Raw genomic sequence first — 17,988 nt, 5'->3', positions numbered from 1 at the left:
AAAAATCTCTCCGGCATGGAGAGGTTTTTCTATGTAAATGAGTTTTTTCGACAGAAAAAGTTTTTTATCTCTCCGCAGTCAGACAATCATTGCAAAATTTCTTCTATATAATGAAGAGAAAAGGTTGTCCAGATTGGGAGGCGAAAGATGAAAACGTATGAATTGTATTTAATTCAAGAGGATATTGCGAAAGCTTACTTTGGTCGTGAATATTTGTTTTTTGATTTATTTGCTCGATTTTCAGAATCTGGGTCCCTTTCGGAGAAAAAAGTGTTATATAAACAAATGATGTATATAACGATGCCATTACAAGTAATGAAAATTCATCATAAATTAGAACAAGCTCTGCGTGTTCTTGGTAAATATGATCGAACACATCATACACATACACTTTATACAGGAGCGGAATACGGCGAAATAATGGTGAAACCGCACTATATTCGCATGAATACCTCTGGAAACGTTTCTATGGAAACGACTTTCTTTGAGGTGTTGAGAAAGTGTGAATTAACATTTTTAGCAATGGATTATGAAAATACAAAGTATGGATGGCTGAATCCTTTAAAACAAGTACGAACATATGTGTAAAAAATGTCGAATTGTATCTTGTCTTATTGAAAAGGTTTTAGTACACTGTAAGGTAGACAACATGAAGGAGGAAAATATATGCCAATTTGGTTAGGTATTCTAGTGGGCGTAGTAGCACTAGTAGCAGGCGTGGCGTTAGGATTTTTCATTGCCCGCAAATACATGATGAACTACTTAGAAAAAAATCCACCAATTAATGAACAAATGTTAAAAATGATGATGATGCAAATGGGACAAAAACCTTCCCAAAAGAAAATCAATCAAATGATGAGCGCGATGAACAAGCAACAAACAAAATAAGCGCTAAAGGGCACTCGATAAGAGTGCCCTTTCCTATTGGATTATAAAAAGTGTTTAAAACTTTTAAAAATTCTGTATTTTTGGTAAACTGAAAACATCGCTCATTTTAAGGGAGGAGGATAAAAATGAAGGTATTTATTAATTTAGCTTGGTTTTTTAAACAAGAAAAACGAGCGTACATAATCGGAATTATTATGTTATTTGGTGTCGCGCTTCTTGAACTTGTAGCCCCGAAAGTACTAGGTATTGTAGTGGATGAAATTAATAATGGAACATTAACATCCGAAAAATTGTTGAAGTGGGTTGTTCTGTTAGTAGTTGTAGGGATTACTATGTACATATTACGTTATTTATGGCGTATTATGATTTTTGGATCTTCGTTAAAATTAGCCCGTCAATTACGAAAGAATTTATATGAACATTTTACAAAGATGAGTCCATCTTTTTATCAATCACGTCGTACGGGTGATTTGATGGCGCATGCGACCAATGATATTCAGGCAATTCAACAAACTGCGGGATCAGGCGTTTTAACGCTTGTTGACTCATTAGCCGTTGGGGGATGTGTACTCGTAGCAATGGGCTTTACAATTAGTTGGAAGTTAACATTGTTAAGCTTAATTCCAATGCCGATTGTAGCGATTTCGACAAATTATTATGGAACGTTATTACATAAAAGGTTTCATAAAGCGCAGCAATCGTTTTCGGAAATCAATGATAAAGTGCAAGAGAGTATGAGTGGAATGAAGGTAATTCGATCACTTGGACAAGAGAAAGAAGATTTACAAGCATTTCGAAAAAAGTCAGAAGATGTCGTACATAAAAATATGTTAGTCGCACGTATTGATTCGTTGTTTGATCCAACAATCTCTCTTATCGTAGGATTTTCTTTTTTAATTGCAGTATGTTACGGGTCGTTATTAGTTGTGAGAGGTGAACTAACTGTTGGTGAGCTTGTTACATTTACAACGTATTTAGGTACCCTAGTTTGGCCAATGTTAGCCTTTGGATGGTTGTTTAACATTATGGAGCGTGGGCGTGCTTCGTATGACCGTGTAGAAAAAATTCTCTCGCAAAAATCAGATGTAGTAAATAGAGAAGATGCTGTGCATACAATAGCGAGCGGTGATGTTACATTTGCGATTGATTCATTTTCATATAAGAAAAATGAACTGTTACAGCTAGTAGATGTTCACTTTGATTTAAAGAAGGGTGAAACACTAGGCGTTGTCGGACGTACAGGTGCAGGGAAAACGACGCTATTAAAATGCTTAATCCGTGAGTATGATCATTTTAATGGAGGATTAAAAGTTGGGGAGCGGGATATTCGCGATGTAACACTTTACGGTGTCCGTTCTGCTATTTCATACGTGCCGCAAGATCATTTTTTATTTTCAGCGAGTATTGGGGAGAATATTGCCTTTGGAAAGGCGGATGCTACATATAATGAAATTACCCGCGCTGCAGAGATTGCTTGTATTCATGATGATATTCTCCAATTTTCAGAAGGGTATGAAACAGTAGTAGGAGAAAGAGGTGTTTCGTTATCTGGAGGACAAAAACAGAGAATCTCTATTGCACGTGCTTTATTAACGAATGCGGAAATTTTAATTTTAGATGATTGTTTATCAGCGGTAGATGCAAAAACAGAAGAAACGATTTTAAATGCATTAAAGAGAGAAAGAGCAGGAAAAACAACGATTATTACTGCTCATCGTTTAAGTGCAATTCAACATGCCAATCTTATTCTTGTTGTGGATGAGGGAAGAATTGTGCAACGAGGTACACATGAACAATTAATGGAAGAAAACGGTTGGTATAAAGACATGTATGAAAGCCAGCAGTTAGAAGCATTAGTCGAGAAAGGAGGCGTATGATGACTGGGAAGAAGCAGAGTGATTTAAGTAGATTACTTTCTTATATGAAGCCATATAAAGGGTTGCTATCTTTAGCATTTATTTTTTTAGTTGGTGCAACTGTCACTGAAATGATGGGTCCTTTTTTAATTAAACAATTTCTGGATGAACATTTAGTACCACGTAACTTTGATCAATCAGCACTTGTTACTCTATTTGTAGTGTATCTTATTGCTCACTTATTAAAAGTATTATTTACTTATTTAGACTTATTGTATTTTCAAAATATCGCTTTTAAAATTGTTCAAGATATGCGTGTTGAAGTATATGATCATGTTCAAAAGTTGTCATTAAGCTTCTTTGACCGTACGCCGATTGGTACGCTCGTATCGCGCATAACGAATGATACGGAAGCAATTAAAGATTTTTATGTCAGTGTATTATCCACATTTGTCAAAAATGTAGTCTTTTTAATAGGTATTTTAGTAGCAATGTTTTTATTAAATGTAAAACTAGCCCTATTTTCTCTTGTATTAATTCCGATAATGTTTGCAATTATGGTGCTGTATCGCCGGAAAAGTGCAGTTTTTTATTTAGAAGTACGTAATCAACTTAGCGTGTTAAATGCAAAGTTAAATGAGTCCATTCAAGGAATGAATATTGTTCAAGTGTTCAGACAAGAAAAGCGTATGAGAAAAGAGTTTGAAGAAGTGAATAATAAACATTATAGTGCAGGGCGACGGACGTTAAAGCTAGACGCGTTACTTTTACGTCCAGCAACTGATTTAGTTCATATTGTAGCTATTGCGTTAGTACTCGGTTTATTTGGAATTGATGCTTTGAAGAGTCCTGTTGAAGTAGGTGTCTTATATGCGTTTGTTAACTATATACATCGTTTTTTTCAACCTGTAAATGAGATGATGATGAAATTATCATTCTTCCAACAGGCACTAGTTTCATCATCGCGTGTATTTCATTTAATGGATGAGAGAGATTTAGCGCCAGTTCAAAAAGGGGATGGAAATCCTCAAGTCGTTAATGGAGAAATTGAATTTAAAAATGTTACTTTTTCGTATGATGGAAAACGTGATGTTTTAAAAAATGTATCTTTTCACGTGAAACAAGGGCAAACGGTTGCTTTCGTTGGGCACACTGGTAGCGGAAAAAGTACCATTATGAATTTATTAATGCGATTTTATAATATTAAGTCTGGAAATATTGTAATAGATGGTGTAGATTTAGAGAGATTTGAAGAACGAGAAATTAGAAAGAAAATAGGACTCGTATTGCAAGATGCATTTTTATTTGCGGGAAATGTAAAACAAAATATTCGTATGTATAATGAAGAAATTACGGATGAAGAAGTAAAAGAAGCGGCACAATTTGTGCAAGCGAATACGTTTATTGAAAAATTACCAGAGCAGTATGAAACTGAAGTAGTAGAAAGAGGGGCTGCATTTTCTAGTGGTCAACGACAATTAATTGCTTTTGCTAGAACGATAGCAACGAATCCGAAAGTATTAGTATTGGATGAAGCAACAGCTAATATTGATACAGAAACAGAAGATGCGATCCAAACAGCATTACAGCAAATGCGAAAAGGGAGAACGACTATAGCAATTGCACACAGATTATCTACCATTCAAGATGCAGATCAAATTTTTGTTATGCATAATGGAGAAATAGTAGAAAGAGGAACGCATCAAGAATTACTGAGTGAGCAAGGGTTGTATTATAATATGTATTTACTACAAAATAAAGGGAATTTACAAAAGACCTTGTAAAATTACAAGGTCTTTTGACTGCATGTGAAATTTTCACAAAAAAATATACGAATAACATAGTATAATGTAGTAGAAATGTGTATGGAAAATAGTAGAGAACGAAATAAAGGAGAAAAGATATGGATTATGTGCTAATAGGTGTAATTTTATTATTATTAGCTGCAGTATTCGTGCTGTTCTATAAAAATAAACAGTTAGAATCAGAGAGCCAGCAAGTAGAATTTGAAAAGAAGCAAGCAATTGAAACGTATGAAACTGAAATTGCAGCTACAGTTACAGAGCATAAAGAACAACAAAATACATTGAAAAATATGGAGCAGAAGAAATACAATGATTTACAAGTAAGTGCAGCTAGAGAACTTGAAAATATGCGTATGATGAAAAATCAATTAGCTGTGCAACATAGTAAAGAACGCAGTGAAATACAAGAAAAACATAGTAACGAAATACATATGTTTCAAAAGTTAATTGCAGATTTGCGAGAGTATACGAAAACTGGCGCTGAAGTGAGTACACACGAAACATTACAATATATGAAGCGTGGTTTCGTAGAGCAAGGCATAATACTAGATAATGAATTTCATATTATGCCGAATGTTTTTATTAGAAATCAGCATGGGGGAAATGATTTTCGAATTCATCATCTTGTCTTAAGTAAGACGGGTATGTATCTACTTGAGACGAAAGAATGGAAAGGGGAATTAATTCATGGCTTAACGAAAGAAAATGCTAGTATATATTCATTTATGATCGATGAAATTGGCAAGTATCAACAAGAAATAGAGAAAGAAGAGACGTTTGAATGCGTTACAGGTGAAGGTTCATTAACGATACAAGTGAAAAATGAAGGAAATCCAGTATATAGAGCGAAGAAACTATCTCATATTCTATACAATTGTTTGAAAGAAATGCAAGTTGATATTGTAAAGGAAAACGTAACACCGATTGTATATTTTTATAATGAGAGTGGGAAAGAAATGCAGGATCTTTCTAAAGAGAAAACGGCGAGATTAAAAGATAGAGAGCAAATTGTAACGTTCTTCAGAAATGAAATCTTAACAGGGAAAGTAATATATACAGATCAAGAGTTAGAAAAACTGCGAGAAATCATTAACCGAATGAATTATAAAATGAATTAAAAAGGGGTGGGCTTTCTGAGTGCTATATTAAGGGGGATTTTGTACATTTATTTTTGTTTGTATATACTAATGTATCTTGCGTTTATTTTTGTAATTGATGCGGTTCATATGTCAGTAAGTGTAAAAAGTATGTTTGTAGTAGTCATGCCATTTGTTTTATTAGTCGTGATTCAAAAGTTTGTCTTACGTACTTCTGTAAATCGTAACACAGAAAAGAAGAAAATGCTAGGTGTAATAATAGTAGGTTGTATTCTATTGTTAGTATGCACAGGGCAATTAAGTATGAATACATACACTTCAAAGTTTAATCAAGATCGGTGGTTACATGCTGAAGAGAAACGGGTACATATGGTAGATGATCTAATACAAAAATATAAATTAACAGGAAAATCAAATGAAGAAATTACCAAATTGTTAGGAAAGCCTACTGAAACGAGAAATGGAGAAGAAGGGATTATCACTTCGTACTATCTTGGGAATGAACGTGGCTTTATTTCAATAGATAGTGAACAGCTTGTTTTACAATTTGATAGAGATGGCAAAGTTATGGAATATAAGGTGCGTAGAGATTAAAGAAACGTAGAGAGAAGCTATATATTATAGCTTCTTTTTTATATTCCAATATAGTAAATATAGGAAAATAGTAGTCATTCCTATCTATACGAATCGGAATGAGTCTGTTATATTGTAAAAGGTTATGTAGTTTAATAGTTTACTAGATTTCCTATATTTTGGTTGAGGAGGGGGAAATTAACACGAATTTAATTATGAGCGTGTTAAGTATTATTATGAAAAAAAGATTTTATAATGTTTTAGCTGCATCAATTGTATTTGGGATGACAACGATTCCAAGTTATTCCTATGCTAATGAGCTTGAAAAAACAGTAGCAGCTTCACCTGATGAACAAGCTTTAAAAAGTATTGAAAACCATATGAAGGATGAAGATGGTCGCGGAGAGGACAAGGGAGTAATAAATGAAGTGCAAGGAGAGTTTCTTGTACATATAGTGAAAGAAGTACCTTTATACGATTCTAGTAATTTTCAAAAAGAGACAGGGAATCATATTTCGAATCAAGTCGTAAAAGCTGAGAAGAGAAAAGGAAACGCTTACTATGTGCGAACTTCATCTGGAACTGGGTGGATACAAAATAGTGAGGGGAATGTAGAAATTAAAGAAGTTCACCCTTTATCAAGTGAAAAGTTAGTGATTAATGAAGAAACCTCTATATACTCTGAACCATTTGCTTCATACAAAGAAGAATATGTACTGAAGCCACAAACTATTCAAGCAATTGGCCAGGCGGGAGAATGGTTCCAAGTAAAAATAAATAATGAGATGAAATGGATTCATTCACCTTCAGCAAAATTTGAGGGAACAAAAGCTTCGCTTATACAAGACGCAGCACCAACACGTACAAAATATGCAGCAGCTATGTATGCTGCGCCAATAGAAGAGAAAACAGCAGATATTTATGGTGTATCTTTAAAAGAAATGATTGTACCGAAAGGAAATGAAAATATTCGTCCGGGTTATGCGATGAATCCGAAGTATATTACGATTCATGAGACAGATAATTACAGTGTTGGGGCAAATGCTAGAAACCATGCGATATATTTATATAACCAAGCAACGGGAACGGAAGATCGTTCAGCGTCGTGGCATTTTACGGTAGATGATAAAGAGATTTATCAACACCTTCCATTAAACGAAAATGCTTGGCATGCCGGAGATGGAGCAGAAGGAACTGGGAATCGAGAATCCATTGCGATTGAAATTGCTGTAAACGAAGATGGTGATTATAATAAAGCTGTTGAAAATGCTCGTAAACTAGCAGCTTATTTAATGGGAGAATTACATATTCCTATAGAAAATGTGAAGAAGCATCAATTTTGGAGTGGTAAAAATTGTCCAGCCATTATGATTAAAAACAATGCGTGGGAACCATTTTTACAAGGAACAAAAGCTTATTATGATGCGAACCATAAGGATGATATAACAGGTGGTTGGTACGAAGCAGACATTCGTGAATTAGATAAACGAGGTATTATGGTTGGGGATGGGAAAGGTTCTTATTGGCCAGAACGTCTTGTGACACGTGGTGAATTTGCGAATTTAATTTCAAGATCATTGCAGTTACCTGAAGGGTCATCGAATTTTAATGATTTAAATACAGCACATCCATCACTAATAGATGGTATTAATCGTGCAGCAAGTGCCGGGATAATAAGTGGTAGAGGAAATGGGACATTTGCTCCAAATGACACGATTAAACGAGATGAAGCTGTTATCATGATTGACCGTGCACTGCAATATAAAAAAATTAAAGGTAATTTAGTTCAGTTACCATTCTCGGATCAAGATTTAGCATATGATAAACAAGCTGTACAACGTGTTTATGGGTTAGGTATTGTAAAAGGAAATGAAAATAATGAATTTATGCCGAAAGGTTCTGCAACGCGTGGAGAATCGGCAGCATTTATTAATAGAATGTTAAAAGTAATAGAAAGTAAATAATGAAAAAGCATTCGCTGTTGCGAGTGCTTTTTTATTTTTTCAATATGTTACGGAAGGGAGGGGAAGGTATTGAGTGGAATAAGGAATGAAAGCGGAGGTGATGCATATATATATGCATTGGGGTGTTTTTATCGCGTATAAACGGCAACCCGATTATAATCAGAGCGGAGCGGAGTGGACCAAACCAAACCAAACCTCTACTGATTAAAGTTTCACCGTATCATATTGTATAAATGAAAAGGAGGTAAGACGGTGAAAGCTATACCGACTGATGTCCTGAGTAAAGAATTGATGGAAAGAGAGGGCGTTATATCTATTACAGTAAAAGAATTTGAAAAGATAGAAGTAGCTGGAGTAGTAGTCGCTGGCCCTGCGGTAATTTTGATTAATCAAGACTAAGTACATAGTATCAATTTAGAAAAGTATGAAAAGCATCCGTCTAGGATGCTTTTCATACTTTTGAAGTTTTCTATGATTATGACACCAGTTCTAGCTGGATGAATGTTATTGATAGAATGAAAATAATATAGCAAACTAATATGTTTTACGAATGAATTATGTAAGTAATTCATATTTCCCATATAAAAGGATTTGCTTTAATATAATGAGTGTAAAGTTCGAGTATTCGAAGTACTACTTGAATTATATCCCTATCCCTTTTCTAAAAATGCGAACAAGTTTTGCCCTATTCTATTCAATAATTAATTGCATAGAAATATATTGTTCGATGACCATTATGGAACGTACATAATGGGAAAATCCCGATCCTTAAAGAGGATGCCCCTAATCTTCATGTGAAAATATGATCGGATAAGAAAGCTGACCAATTCATGGTCAGCTTTCTTTTTGTTCAAAAGTTATTTCTTCTTTAATTTCTGTTTGCAATAATAAAGCTTTTCCAAAACGACGTTTACATTCCGCACGCACTTTTTCAATGGCTAATAGTTGAGTAGTGGCGGGAACTGTTACGATAGCTTGGCGAGGTTTTCGATTTTCTTCACAAAAGACACATTCCACAACATATTTAGAAATCATATTTTCATCCTTCCGTTTTAAATTTCTAAGAAGGGATTGTCTATGAAGTTGATGTAATCTTTCGTCATTTTTTTACTATTTTCCTCTTTTTTCAAGGAGAAAATAAAAAAGAAGACGAATAGTAGTAGGGGAGGGATGTATATGGAAAGATGGATAGGTTGTGCGGCAGTATGTGTGAACGAAAGAAATGAAGTTCTAATGGTGTTACAAGGACAAAAGGGCGAAGAAAAAAGATGGTCTGTTCCAAGTGGCGAGCTTGAAAAGGGAGAAACACTAGAAGAATGTTGTATTCGAGAGGTTTGGGAAGAAACAGGTTACGATGTGGAAGTAGTAAATAAAATATACGAAAAAGAAGGTATTACATACGGGGTTCCTGTATACGTTCATTATTATGTCGTTAAAAAAATAGGCGGTAGTATGAAAATTCAAGATCCAGATGAGTTAATATATGAAATTGCTTGGAAGAGGATAGATGAAATGAAGGAATTAACGCTATCTTTCCCAGAGGATTATGATATTTTAAATAAATATATAAATAAAAAAGCGAGTGTTTAAACACTTGCTTTTTTAATGTATCCACGATAAGAAAAGCGGAACGATAACTAAACTAGCTCCTGCTGTTAAAAGCATAGATAAACTTGCAATCGTTCCTTCTACAGGACCGATTTCGAATGCTTTTGATGTACCGGTTCCATTTGCGCTCGTGCCTAACATAATGCCTTTTGCGAGTGCTGTTTTAATACGACATATGCGTATGAGAGAAGGGCCGAGCAATGCCCCTGTTAACGCAGTTAAAACAACAAATACGGCTGTTAATTGTGACATTCCACCAATCATTTCTGAAATAGCCATTGCAATTGGTGTCGTTACAATATGAGGTGCTAAACTATGTTCTAACGACGAATCGATTTGAAAATAATTTGCTAGTAGTGCAGAAGTAATAACTGATAAAAACGAACCGACAATGACATTAAGTAAGATAGCCATTCCATGTTTCTTGAGTAAATCAAAGTATTTATAGATTGGCCATGCAAAAGCGACAGTCGCAGGCTTTAATAATTCTGTTAACCATTGACCACCTGTTTCATATGTTTCATAAGGCGTGTCTAATCCGAGTAATAAAGTAATTAATATAATAGGACAAACGAGAAGAGGAGAAAGTAAGCTCCAATTCCAGCGTTGATACATTTTCTTCGATATCCAATATGTGAATAGTGTTAATAATAAACAAAGAAAGCCGATCATTGCATGGATCCTTTCCGCTTTAGTAGCAATTCTGTTAAGAGTCCTGTAACGAGAGTGACACAAAGTGTACTAATCATAATAATTAAAATGAGATCGATTCCATATTGTGATAGTGTATCTTTGTAGCGTATGACAGCGACTGCAGAAGGGATGAAAAATAAAATAAGTTCTTTTAATAAAAAGTCTGCTCCGTCCTGTATCCACTCTTTTTTCACTAGGTTAAATTTTAATGAAATTAATAATAAAAAAATACCGATTATACTTCCTGGAACTGGGAGGTGTGCCTGTTTTGCAATCCATTCACCTGTCCAAGCGAAACAAAATAATAATAAAATTTGTCCGCTTAATTTCCACCATTTCATACAGTAACCACCTCTTTCTTTTTTTACATAAAAATTGTAAAAAAGAATTAACAATTTCTACTATACGTTCATTCAAAAAGTTTGTCTAATATATAAATTATATGTTATTAATATATTAGATGTATTAATCGAAAGTGAAAAGGGTGTCCAAAATGGAATTACGGCATTTGCAATATTTTGTTGTAGTGGCAGAGGAGTTACACTTTGGACGAGCAGCTGCTCGTTTACAAATGACACAACCACCGCTTAGTCAACAAATTCAGCAATTAGAAAAAGAAATGGGAGTTATGTTATTTTCAAGAACGAAGAGAAAGGTTGAATTAACAGAAGCTGGAGAAATGTTTTTAAAAGAAGTGAAAAAAGCGTTCGAACAAATTGAAAAAGCAGTAGAGATTGCACAAAGTGCCCAAAGGGGAGAAGTGGGCTCACTTTCAATTGGTTTTGTAGGTGCGGCGATATATGATATTTTACCATCTATCGTAAGGGAGTATAGAAAGAAATTTCCGAGAGTGTCTGTTGCACTACATGAACTGTCAACGCCAGATCAGGTGCATGCACTTCACGATAACCGTATTGATATTGGTTTTTTACGTCCGCCAATTCCAACGCAATTACTAGAATTAGAACCAATTCAAAGGCTTTCTTGTACGTTATGTTTACCGAAGGCACATCCACTTGCTGAAAAGGATGAAATACATATTGAAGATTTAAGAGACGAACCGTTTGTATTTATTACAAGGCCCGTATGGCCAGCGTTATACGATACAATTTTATCACTTTGCCGTGATGTAGGGTTTAGTCCACATATTGTACAAGAAGCGACGGAATATCAAACAGTTATGGGGCTTGTAGCGGCGGGAATTGGAATTACGGTAATACCTGTATCGGCGAATAAATTGTATAAAACAGAAGTCGTATATAAAGAGTTATATGATTCTAATTTTGTTGCAGAAATGTCAGTAGCTTACAAAAAAATGAATACTAACCCAGAACTTTTAGAGTTTTTAAAAATCGCAAGAGAGAAGAAAAGAATCGAAGTTGAGGATAATATTGATTAAGTTATTTAAAAGTACACCTCATTAAAAACTAAAGCGGAAATGCAATACTATTGCATTTCCGCTTTAGTGTTCTTTTTTAGTTCTATGTTAAAGAGATAAACATGTTCGTTTTCTTGTAATAGTTGGTCAATAGAGTTTTTTTCCTCAAGCATTGGCACTCTTACGGTTTCATTATTCGTTTTTATAATAGCCGCTAAAGTCGTTTTTTGATTATACTTTAAGTTTATAGCAGATTGAATAGTAGTAGAGGCAGAGCTAGTTACGATCGGTGGTGTTTCTTCAGGAACGAGCATGGAACTACCTTCAATATTAACATACCAATGTTTTTGCGTTTGTACATCTTTATCGAGTTGGGATTGAGGTGGTAAAAAAGAAAGCTTTACTTTCTTTTCTGGAAAATGTGATGAAGCTATGTTGGCAATCTCTTTCACCTTTTTACCATTTTGATAATAATCAAGCGTAGCATGTATTTCATCTTTTTCATTTTTTAGTGTAACGTTATAAAACATGCTGTTTCCTTCTTGAAAAGGAGTCATTTGTAAAATAGAAGATTGCTCTTCTGTTAATTTGTATGGCTCAACAACAGCAAATTCATTGTTTTTTAGTGGGCTACAACCGGTGAGAAATAATAAAAACAAGATTGATAGTAATTTTATACGCATGTAATACCCCTCCTTTTTACAATTATATTATGAATGTTATTTTTTACCATTTTATTTTCTAGGACTAAAGACTTAGAAACAATTCAGATTGTAGTGCGATGTTTAAAATGTCATATTTTTATACACTAGTAGTATAGAATGAGTTTGTTATGAAGTAAGGTAGGGGAAGAACATATGTCTTTATGTCAGTTAGTGAGAAAAAATATAAGAACATTTGCTGCCAAAAGGATGAAGCAATTTATGTGGGTTGCTATGAGTACTATGGTTTTATTTTTTATGATATCGCTTCAATTTAATGAAGTAGTTGTTGAGGAATTAGGGATTACACTTTTATTTCAAATGTGTTTTTACACGCTGTTTCTTATATTCATTGTTATATGTATTTTTACTACATATAAAATAACGTTTGCTCTTCTGCAAGTGAGGAAAGAGGAAATTAAATCTTATGTAGCAGAGAATAGGAACGTACTATGTGTATTATGCCAGGAGCAATTATTCATTTATGGCGCAGCGTTTGTTTTTGGATTAGTTAATGGGATGTTATTTTTGAAATTATTTACGATTATCTTTATGAAAATAGTAGGAATACAAGGGATAAATAGTGCACCAATTACAATATATGCAATAGTAGTTGTTAGTATAATTATGATCGTTATCGTCCTGTTATCGATGATGCAATGTTTTCGATTTGTTCAAAGTTTACAAGATAAAAATTCGTTTCATTTCAAGGAAAAGGCATGAGAAATCATGCCTTTTCCTATTTTACACATAAAAATAATCATGTTACAGTGTAAAGACCTGACAAAGAATGGGAAGGAAAGGTTGTATAGAATGACAAATGAACAATCGATTGTAAAGGTTGAACGATTAACGAAGCGAATTGGTTCAAAGACACTTGTAGAAAATATTAGTTTCGAAGTTAAAAAGGGTGAAGTAGTTGGTTTGCTCGGACCAAATGGCGCTGGAAAAACGACTTTAATGAGAATGATGGTCGGCATGATTCGTATGACAGAGGGCGAAGTTTGGATTGATGGCCAATCTGTAAAACAGCAATTCGAAAGTACTGCTTCGAAAATTGGAGCAGTAATTGAGACACCGGAATTTTATCCTTTCTTGAGTGGCTATGAAAATTTAACATATTTCGGACGAATGAATGGTAATGTGACAGAAGAACGTATCGATGAAGTAGTGGAATTACTAGGGATGGGACAAGTAATTGATCGTAAAGTAAAAGCATATTCACTCGGCATGAGACAACGTTTAGGTATAGCTCAAGCGCTTATTCACGATCCAGATGTATTGATATTAGATGAACCAACGAATGGATTAGACCCTAGTGGAATACATGAGATGAGAATGTACATAAAGAAAATTGCGCATGAACAAGGAAAAGCGGTACTTGTATCTAGTCACTTACTTTCAGAAGTTGAATTAATGTGTGATAGAGTTATCATTATTCAGCACGGAGAATATGTTGCGACGCAAAATATTCAGCATAATCAAAGTGAAGAGATGGAAACAATACGTATACGTGTAGATGATGCGAATAAAGCAGCAGAAATGTTAGAACAAGATGTTTTAATAAAAGGTAATGACTTACTTATTCATGTAAAAGATGAAGAAATCCCAAATGTTATTCGTACATTGCTTGAGAAAAACATTCAAGTGTATCGTGTATATGAAGAAAGAAAAACGTTAGAAGAGCAATTTTTAGAATTAACAGGGGGAAAAGATATTGTTTAATTTAGTGTATAACGAACTGTATAAAATATTTAAGCGAAAGCGAACGATTATTCCATTTGCAGTTATTGCAGTATTAATAATTGGATTAGGATGGGTTACGGTAAAGTATTTAGAACCGGAAACAAAAGGATGGAAAGCCGATTATACAGAACGAACTGTAGAAATTGAGAAAAAGCTAGGCATGAAAAAAGAAGATATTTTAGCAGAACGGTCTGGGGACGAGCTTGTAAAGGAATATCAGCTTAAGATGAAGTACTTAGATACAGATACAGCACCGGCAAGCAGTTCTCCGCTTTCTTTCATGAGAGATACAGGTTTTATCGTATTTCCAATATTGCTCCCGTTTATCCTCGTGTATGCAAGTACAATTTTTGCGAATGAATATAGCTGGGGAACATATAAATTTTTAACGATACGACCAGCGAGTCGCTTTAAAATTTTGACAGCGAAATTTTTAGCAATTGTCATATTTGCAGCGTTATTGTTTATATTTAATATGATTTTCTCCACTTTATGTGGACTTGTTATTTATAAATTCCAGCAGCCTGCATGGAGCGAGTTTATTTTCCAAGATGGGAATATTATAAAACAAAATATTTTTGTAGAAGCTAGTAAGTATTATATTTTATCGTGGTTGCCGACAGTTGTGTACGCAGCGTTTGCATTTATGATTTCTGTGCTAACAAGATCTAGCGGAGGCGCGATTGGTATTTCACTATTTCTCGCTTTATCAGGAAACATCGCATTACTAGCAGCAACTAGATATAATTGGGCGAAATATTTATTGCCAGCAAACACAGATTTATACAGTATTTCAAAGAATGGCAGTTTTATTGATGGAGTAACGTTCCCGTTTGCATCATGTATGTTATTACTATATTTATTTGTATTTTTAAGCATTTCCTATACAGTATTTTTAAAACGCGATTTAACTTAATAAGAAAAGCCGTTAAGGGTACACTTAACGGCTTTTCTTTATGTTAATTGTTTAAGAGCTTTTTCGGCTAGTAAAGCGAAATACTCTGCACTTATAGGTAATGCTCGCTCGTCTACTGTAAAAGCGGGATGATGCCATTCATGTGTGCCACTTGTTCCCATAAAGACGAATGAACCAGGTATTTCTTGTTGATAAAAAGAAAAATCTTCTCCGGCCATTGACGGGATAGGAGAGATGATATTTAAATTCATTTTTTCGGCAACTTGAGTCGATAAGTTTGTTAGAGATGTATCGTTATGAACGGCAGGAGGACCTGCATAAAAACGAAATTCTGTTTTTACACCTAAGGCATCAGAAACCCCTTGAATAATACGTTTCATTAGTGCGGGAATTTTTTCACGTGTTTCCGTTTGGAATGTACGTACAGTTCCTTCCAGCGTAGCTTTTTCAGGAATAACGTTCCACGTATTTCCTGAATGGATGTTTGTGACACTAACGACTGCATTATGAGAGGAACTTATATTTCGGCTTACAATTGTTTGAAGTGCCATAACAATTTGAGAGGATGCGACAATAGGGTCTACCCCAGCATCTGGTACAGCTGCATGTGTACCAACTCCGTGAATTTCAATTTCAAATCGATCAACCCCGGCCATCAGTGGACCATCTTTAATACCGATTGTACCTACTGGTAAATCAGGTTTATTATGCATACCGAAAATAGCCTGCACATCATGTAAATGTCCGGCTTCAATTACTTTGCAAGCACCATTGCTACTTTCTTCAGCTGGCTGGAATATAAAGCGTACAGTGCCGCTAAGAGAAGATTCTTTTTCTTTTAATAAATAAGCGGCACCTATAATAGCAGCTGTGTGAAAATCATGCCCACAAGCATGCATCCTGCCGTGAATTTTTGAAGCGTACGGTAAATTTGTTTCTTCTTGAATAGGAAGGGCATCAATATCAGCACGGATTGCTATAATTGTTCCGTTATTATTCCCTGAAACTTCAGCAATAACGCCTGTTTCTAAACTAGAATGTATAATCGTAATGTTTTTCTCTTCTAACCAATTTTTTATAGCTTTCGTCGTTTCAAATTCTTTATATGATAATTCTGGTTGCTCATGTAAAGTTCGACGAATAGAAATTAGCGTCTCAGTTAATTGCTCTAGATTTGCTGCCACTTATTATGCCCTCTTTCTTAAATAAAGTATTTACATTAAGTATACAATAAGAAAAGAGAGGATTCTCAAATGAAAATCCTCTTCCGTTTTATCATTTCCCAACAGAAAACTCCCACCTCAAGGAATGGGTAGGACATGTTCCAATGAGTAGGTGGGAGCTGAATGACGGTTAGGCAATAGCCTAAAGGTTCTTCTTGGTGAAGAATCAGTATAAGGTACCGGTATCGTAATCAGTTCGTTCCTATAGAAAGAAAATGTTATAGCTCAGAGGAATTTTTAAATCTACGAAATTGTTTCATTTGTATTTTTTTGAAAGGGACAGAGGACTTTCAAAAAAAAGAAGAAATGATACGTGATTAGTATTTTTTGGTTATATCATGATATCGTTCCCATGCATATCATGAAAAAGATTGTAAACAAATAAAAAAAGGAAGTGAGGTGAAAAGCGGTGCTTATCCATAAAGCGTATCAGTTTCGGATCTATCCTAGTGTAGAACAAAAAATAGCTATTACGAAAACAATTGGTTGTTCACGATTTGTATTTAACTACTTTTTGGAAAAGTGGAATGATAGATATAAAGAAACAGGAAAAGGGTTATCCTATGGCACTTGTTCTTCGCAATTACCTACTCTCAAAAAAGAATTTATATGGCTAAAAGAAGTGGACAGTATCGCTCTTCAATCTTCTCTTCACAACCTTGCTGACTCGTATGCAAGATTCTTCAAAAAACAAAACAAAGCACCCCGGTTTAAATCGAAGAACAATAAAATCCAATCCTATACAACGAAACATACAAATGGAAACATTGCGATTATAGATAATAAATTGAAGTTACCGAAACTTGGTCTTGTCAAATTTGTCAAAAGTCGTGAGATAGAAGGACGAATTTTGAGTGCTACTGTCAGAAGGAATCCAAGTGGAAAATATTTTGTCTCGATTCTTGCTGAAGCAGAAGTACAAGAATTGCCGAAGACCGATTCCGCTGTTGGTATGGATGTTGGGGTGAAAAACTTTGCTATTCTTTCAACGGGTGAGGTATTCGGTAATCCAAAATGGTCTCGGGTATTAGAAAAGAAACTCGCTCATGCCCAGCGTATTCTATCTAGACGTATAAAAGGCGGAGCGAATTGGCATAAACAGCGAATGAAAGTCGCTCGTATTCATGAACGAATCAAAAATGCAAGAACGGATTACTTGCAAAAACTCTCTACAAGGATCATCAAAAACCACGATGTGATTGGGATAGAAGATTTGCAAGTATCGAATATGTTACAGAATCACAAACTAGCGAAAGCGATTCAAGAAGTATCATGGTCACAATTCAAAGCGATGTTGTTGTATAAGGCATGCTGGTATGGGAAACAAGTGATTTTGGTGTCAAAAACATTCGCTAGTTCCCAAACTTGTTCGCATTGCGACTACAAAAATAAAGATGTGAAAAGCCTGAACCTGCGTGAATGGAAGTGTCCTTCTTGTGGTATGTATCATGATAGAGATGTGAACGCAGCGGAAAATCTGAGAAAAGAGGCCATAAGGCTCCTAACCGTAGGAATTACGGGGATTGCCTACTCATAAAAC

Annotated in this window: 19 protein-coding genes; 14 read left to right on the top strand and 5 right to left on the bottom strand. The window is 34.8% G+C overall.

What is annotated here, in order from left to right; translation table 11 throughout:
* Positions 1-147 precede the first annotated feature (147 nt).
* The 8 genes from sirA (at position 148) to FS742_RS18705 (ending at position 8,582) form a co-directional block, all read left to right on the top strand.
* On the top strand, positions 148-588 hold the full coding sequence (gene sirA, locus FS742_RS18740) for a sporulation inhibitor of replication protein SirA (protein ID WP_000860645.1): 441 nt from the start codon (positions 148-150) through the stop codon (positions 586-588).
* A 78-nt stretch (positions 589-666) separates the two neighbouring features.
* Complete coding sequence (locus tag FS742_RS18735) at positions 667-888, top strand: YneF family protein (RefSeq protein ID WP_001123315.1); 222 nt, start codon at positions 667-669, stop codon at positions 886-888.
* A gap of 125 nt (positions 889-1,013) precedes the next feature.
* Positions 1,014-2,765, top strand: a complete 1,752-nt coding sequence (locus tag FS742_RS18730) for an ABC transporter transmembrane domain-containing protein (protein WP_144614339.1) — start codon at positions 1,014-1,016, stop codon at positions 2,763-2,765.
* Positions 2,765-4,528: an ABC transporter ATP-binding protein gene (locus FS742_RS18725; RefSeq protein WP_144614337.1), complete on the top strand. Its 1,764-nt coding sequence runs from the start codon at positions 2,765-2,767 to the stop codon at positions 4,526-4,528. Before FS742_RS18730 ends, FS742_RS18725 begins: the two co-directional genes overlap by 1 nt.
* A gap of 119 nt (positions 4,529-4,647) precedes the next feature.
* Entirely contained in the window at positions 4,648-5,667 is a 1,020-nt protein-coding gene (locus FS742_RS18720; protein ID WP_144614335.1) for a nuclease-related domain-containing protein, read from the top strand.
* 6 nt (positions 5,668-5,673) lie between these two features.
* Positions 5,674-6,240 carry a hypothetical protein gene (locus tag FS742_RS18715; protein ID WP_144614333.1) on the top strand — a complete coding sequence of 189 codons (567 nt, stop codon included), beginning with the start codon at positions 5,674-5,676 and terminating at the stop codon, positions 6,238-6,240.
* A 215-nt stretch (positions 6,241-6,455) separates the two neighbouring features.
* A complete protein-coding gene (locus FS742_RS18710; RefSeq protein WP_144614331.1) occupies positions 6,456-8,183 on the top strand; it encodes an S-layer homology domain-containing protein in 1,728 nt (575 codons plus the stop codon).
* 252 nt (positions 8,184-8,435) lie between these two features.
* Positions 8,436-8,582, top strand: a complete 147-nt coding sequence (locus tag FS742_RS18705) for a BC1881 family protein (protein ID WP_000644411.1) — start codon at positions 8,436-8,438, stop codon at positions 8,580-8,582.
* A 435-nt stretch (positions 8,583-9,017) separates the two neighbouring features.
* Here the strand turns inward: FS742_RS18705 and FS742_RS18700 are convergent, their stop codons facing one another.
* A complete protein-coding gene (locus FS742_RS18700) occupies positions 9,018-9,218 on the bottom strand; it encodes a DUF3903 domain-containing protein (RefSeq protein WP_061677984.1) in 201 nt (66 codons plus the stop codon).
* 141 nt (positions 9,219-9,359) lie between these two features.
* Between FS742_RS18700 and FS742_RS18695 the strand changes: the two genes are divergently transcribed.
* Positions 9,360-9,773 (top strand): NUDIX hydrolase, encoded by a 414-nt coding sequence (locus FS742_RS18695; protein WP_144614329.1) that lies wholly within the window; start codon positions 9,360-9,362, stop codon positions 9,771-9,773.
* 12 nt (positions 9,774-9,785) lie between these two features.
* Here FS742_RS18695 and FS742_RS18690 read toward each other — a convergent pair whose 3' ends face one another.
* Complete coding sequence (locus FS742_RS18690) at positions 9,786-10,463, bottom strand: LrgB family protein (protein WP_048544158.1); 678 nt, start codon at positions 10,461-10,463, stop codon at positions 9,786-9,788.
* Entirely contained in the window at positions 10,460-10,825 is a 366-nt protein-coding gene (locus tag FS742_RS18685) for a CidA/LrgA family holin-like protein (protein ID WP_144614327.1), read from the bottom strand. The genes FS742_RS18690 and FS742_RS18685 overlap by 4 nt, the downstream gene beginning before the upstream one ends.
* Positions 10,826-10,977: 152 nt before the next feature.
* On the opposite strand from FS742_RS18685, the gene alsR reads away from it, so the two are divergent.
* Positions 10,978-11,883 carry an acetoin biosynthesis transcriptional regulator AlsR gene (gene alsR, locus FS742_RS18680; protein ID WP_144614325.1) on the top strand — a complete coding sequence of 302 codons (906 nt, stop codon included), beginning with the start codon at positions 10,978-10,980 and terminating at the stop codon, positions 11,881-11,883.
* A gap of 47 nt (positions 11,884-11,930) precedes the next feature.
* Here alsR and FS742_RS18675 read toward each other — a convergent pair whose 3' ends face one another.
* Positions 11,931-12,545 carry a histidine kinase gene (locus tag FS742_RS18675; protein WP_144614323.1) on the bottom strand — a complete coding sequence of 205 codons (615 nt, stop codon included), beginning with the start codon at positions 12,543-12,545 and terminating at the stop codon, positions 11,931-11,933.
* Positions 12,546-12,719: 174 nt separating this feature from the next.
* Here FS742_RS18675 and FS742_RS18670 point away from each other — a divergent pair, with 174 nt between their 5' ends.
* The 3 genes from FS742_RS18670 to FS742_RS18660 all read left to right on the top strand — a co-directional run bounded on the left by FS742_RS18670 (position 12,720) and on the right by FS742_RS18660 (position 15,225).
* Positions 12,720-13,286, top strand: coding sequence for an ABC transporter permease (locus FS742_RS18670; protein ID WP_144614321.1), 567 nt, complete (start codon positions 12,720-12,722; stop codon positions 13,284-13,286).
* Between the two features lie 90 nt (positions 13,287-13,376).
* Positions 13,377-14,288: an ABC transporter ATP-binding protein gene (locus tag FS742_RS18665; protein ID WP_144614319.1), complete on the top strand. Its 912-nt coding sequence runs from the start codon at positions 13,377-13,379 to the stop codon at positions 14,286-14,288.
* Positions 14,281-15,225, top strand: coding sequence for an ABC transporter permease (locus FS742_RS18660; RefSeq protein ID WP_144614317.1), 945 nt, complete (start codon positions 14,281-14,283; stop codon positions 15,223-15,225). Before FS742_RS18665 ends, FS742_RS18660 begins: the two co-directional genes overlap by 8 nt.
* Before the next feature lie 38 nt (positions 15,226-15,263).
* On the opposite strand, the gene FS742_RS18655 is transcribed toward FS742_RS18660, so the two are convergent.
* Positions 15,264-16,409, bottom strand: a complete 1,146-nt coding sequence (locus tag FS742_RS18655; protein WP_144614316.1) for a M20 peptidase aminoacylase family protein — start codon at positions 16,407-16,409, stop codon at positions 15,264-15,266.
* A 448-nt stretch (positions 16,410-16,857) separates the two neighbouring features.
* On the opposite strand from FS742_RS18655, the gene tnpB reads away from it, so the two are divergent.
* Positions 16,858-17,985, top strand: a complete 1,128-nt coding sequence (gene tnpB / locus FS742_RS18650; protein ID WP_144614314.1) for an IS200/IS605 family element RNA-guided endonuclease TnpB — start codon at positions 16,858-16,860, stop codon at positions 17,983-17,985.
* Positions 17,986-17,988: the final 3 nt, after the last annotated feature.

The sequence above is a fragment of the Bacillus cereus genome (assembly GCF_007678085.1).
Classification (GTDB): Bacteria; Bacillota; Bacilli; order Bacillales; family Bacillaceae_G; genus Bacillus_A; species Bacillus_A cereus_BE.
Note: the sequence above shows the minus strand (reverse complement) of the source record. Positions and strands in the feature narration are given on the sequence as shown.

What these genes read in the sequence shown, in the direction of transcription:
- sirA (WP_000860645.1), top strand. Translation starts at nt 148, where the DNA reads ATGAAAACGTATGAATTGTATTTAATTCAAGAGGATATTGCGAAAGCT.
- FS742_RS18735 (WP_001123315.1), top strand. Translation starts at nt 667, where the DNA reads ATGCCAATTTGGTTAGGTATTCTAGTGGGCGTAGTAGCACTAGTAGCA.
- FS742_RS18730 (WP_144614339.1), top strand. Translation starts at nt 1,014, where the DNA reads ATGAAGGTATTTATTAATTTAGCTTGGTTTTTTAAACAAGAAAAACGA.
- FS742_RS18725 (WP_144614337.1), top strand. Translation starts at nt 2,765, where the DNA reads ATGACTGGGAAGAAGCAGAGTGATTTAAGTAGATTACTTTCTTATATG.
- FS742_RS18720 (WP_144614335.1), top strand. Translation starts at nt 4,648, where the DNA reads ATGGATTATGTGCTAATAGGTGTAATTTTATTATTATTAGCTGCAGTA.
- FS742_RS18710 (WP_144614331.1), top strand. Translation starts at nt 6,456, where the DNA reads ATGAAAAAAAGATTTTATAATGTTTTAGCTGCATCAATTGTATTTGGG.
- FS742_RS18700 (WP_061677984.1), bottom strand. Translation starts at nt 9,218, where the DNA reads ATGATTTCTAAATATGTTGTGGAATGTGTCTTTTGTGAAGAAAATCGA.
- FS742_RS18695 (WP_144614329.1), top strand. Translation starts at nt 9,360, where the DNA reads ATGGAAAGATGGATAGGTTGTGCGGCAGTATGTGTGAACGAAAGAAAT.
- FS742_RS18690 (WP_048544158.1), bottom strand. Translation starts at nt 10,463, where the DNA reads ATGATCGGCTTTCTTTGTTTATTATTAACACTATTCACATATTGGATA.
- FS742_RS18685 (WP_144614327.1), bottom strand. Translation starts at nt 10,825, where the DNA reads ATGAAATGGTGGAAATTAAGCGGACAAATTTTATTATTATTTTGTTTC.
- alsR (WP_144614325.1), top strand. Translation starts at nt 10,978, where the DNA reads ATGGAATTACGGCATTTGCAATATTTTGTTGTAGTGGCAGAGGAGTTA.
- FS742_RS18675 (WP_144614323.1), bottom strand. Translation starts at nt 12,545, where the DNA reads ATGCGTATAAAATTACTATCAATCTTGTTTTTATTATTTCTCACCGGT.
- FS742_RS18670 (WP_144614321.1), top strand. Translation starts at nt 12,720, where the DNA reads ATGTCTTTATGTCAGTTAGTGAGAAAAAATATAAGAACATTTGCTGCC.
- FS742_RS18665 (WP_144614319.1), top strand. Translation starts at nt 13,377, where the DNA reads ATGACAAATGAACAATCGATTGTAAAGGTTGAACGATTAACGAAGCGA.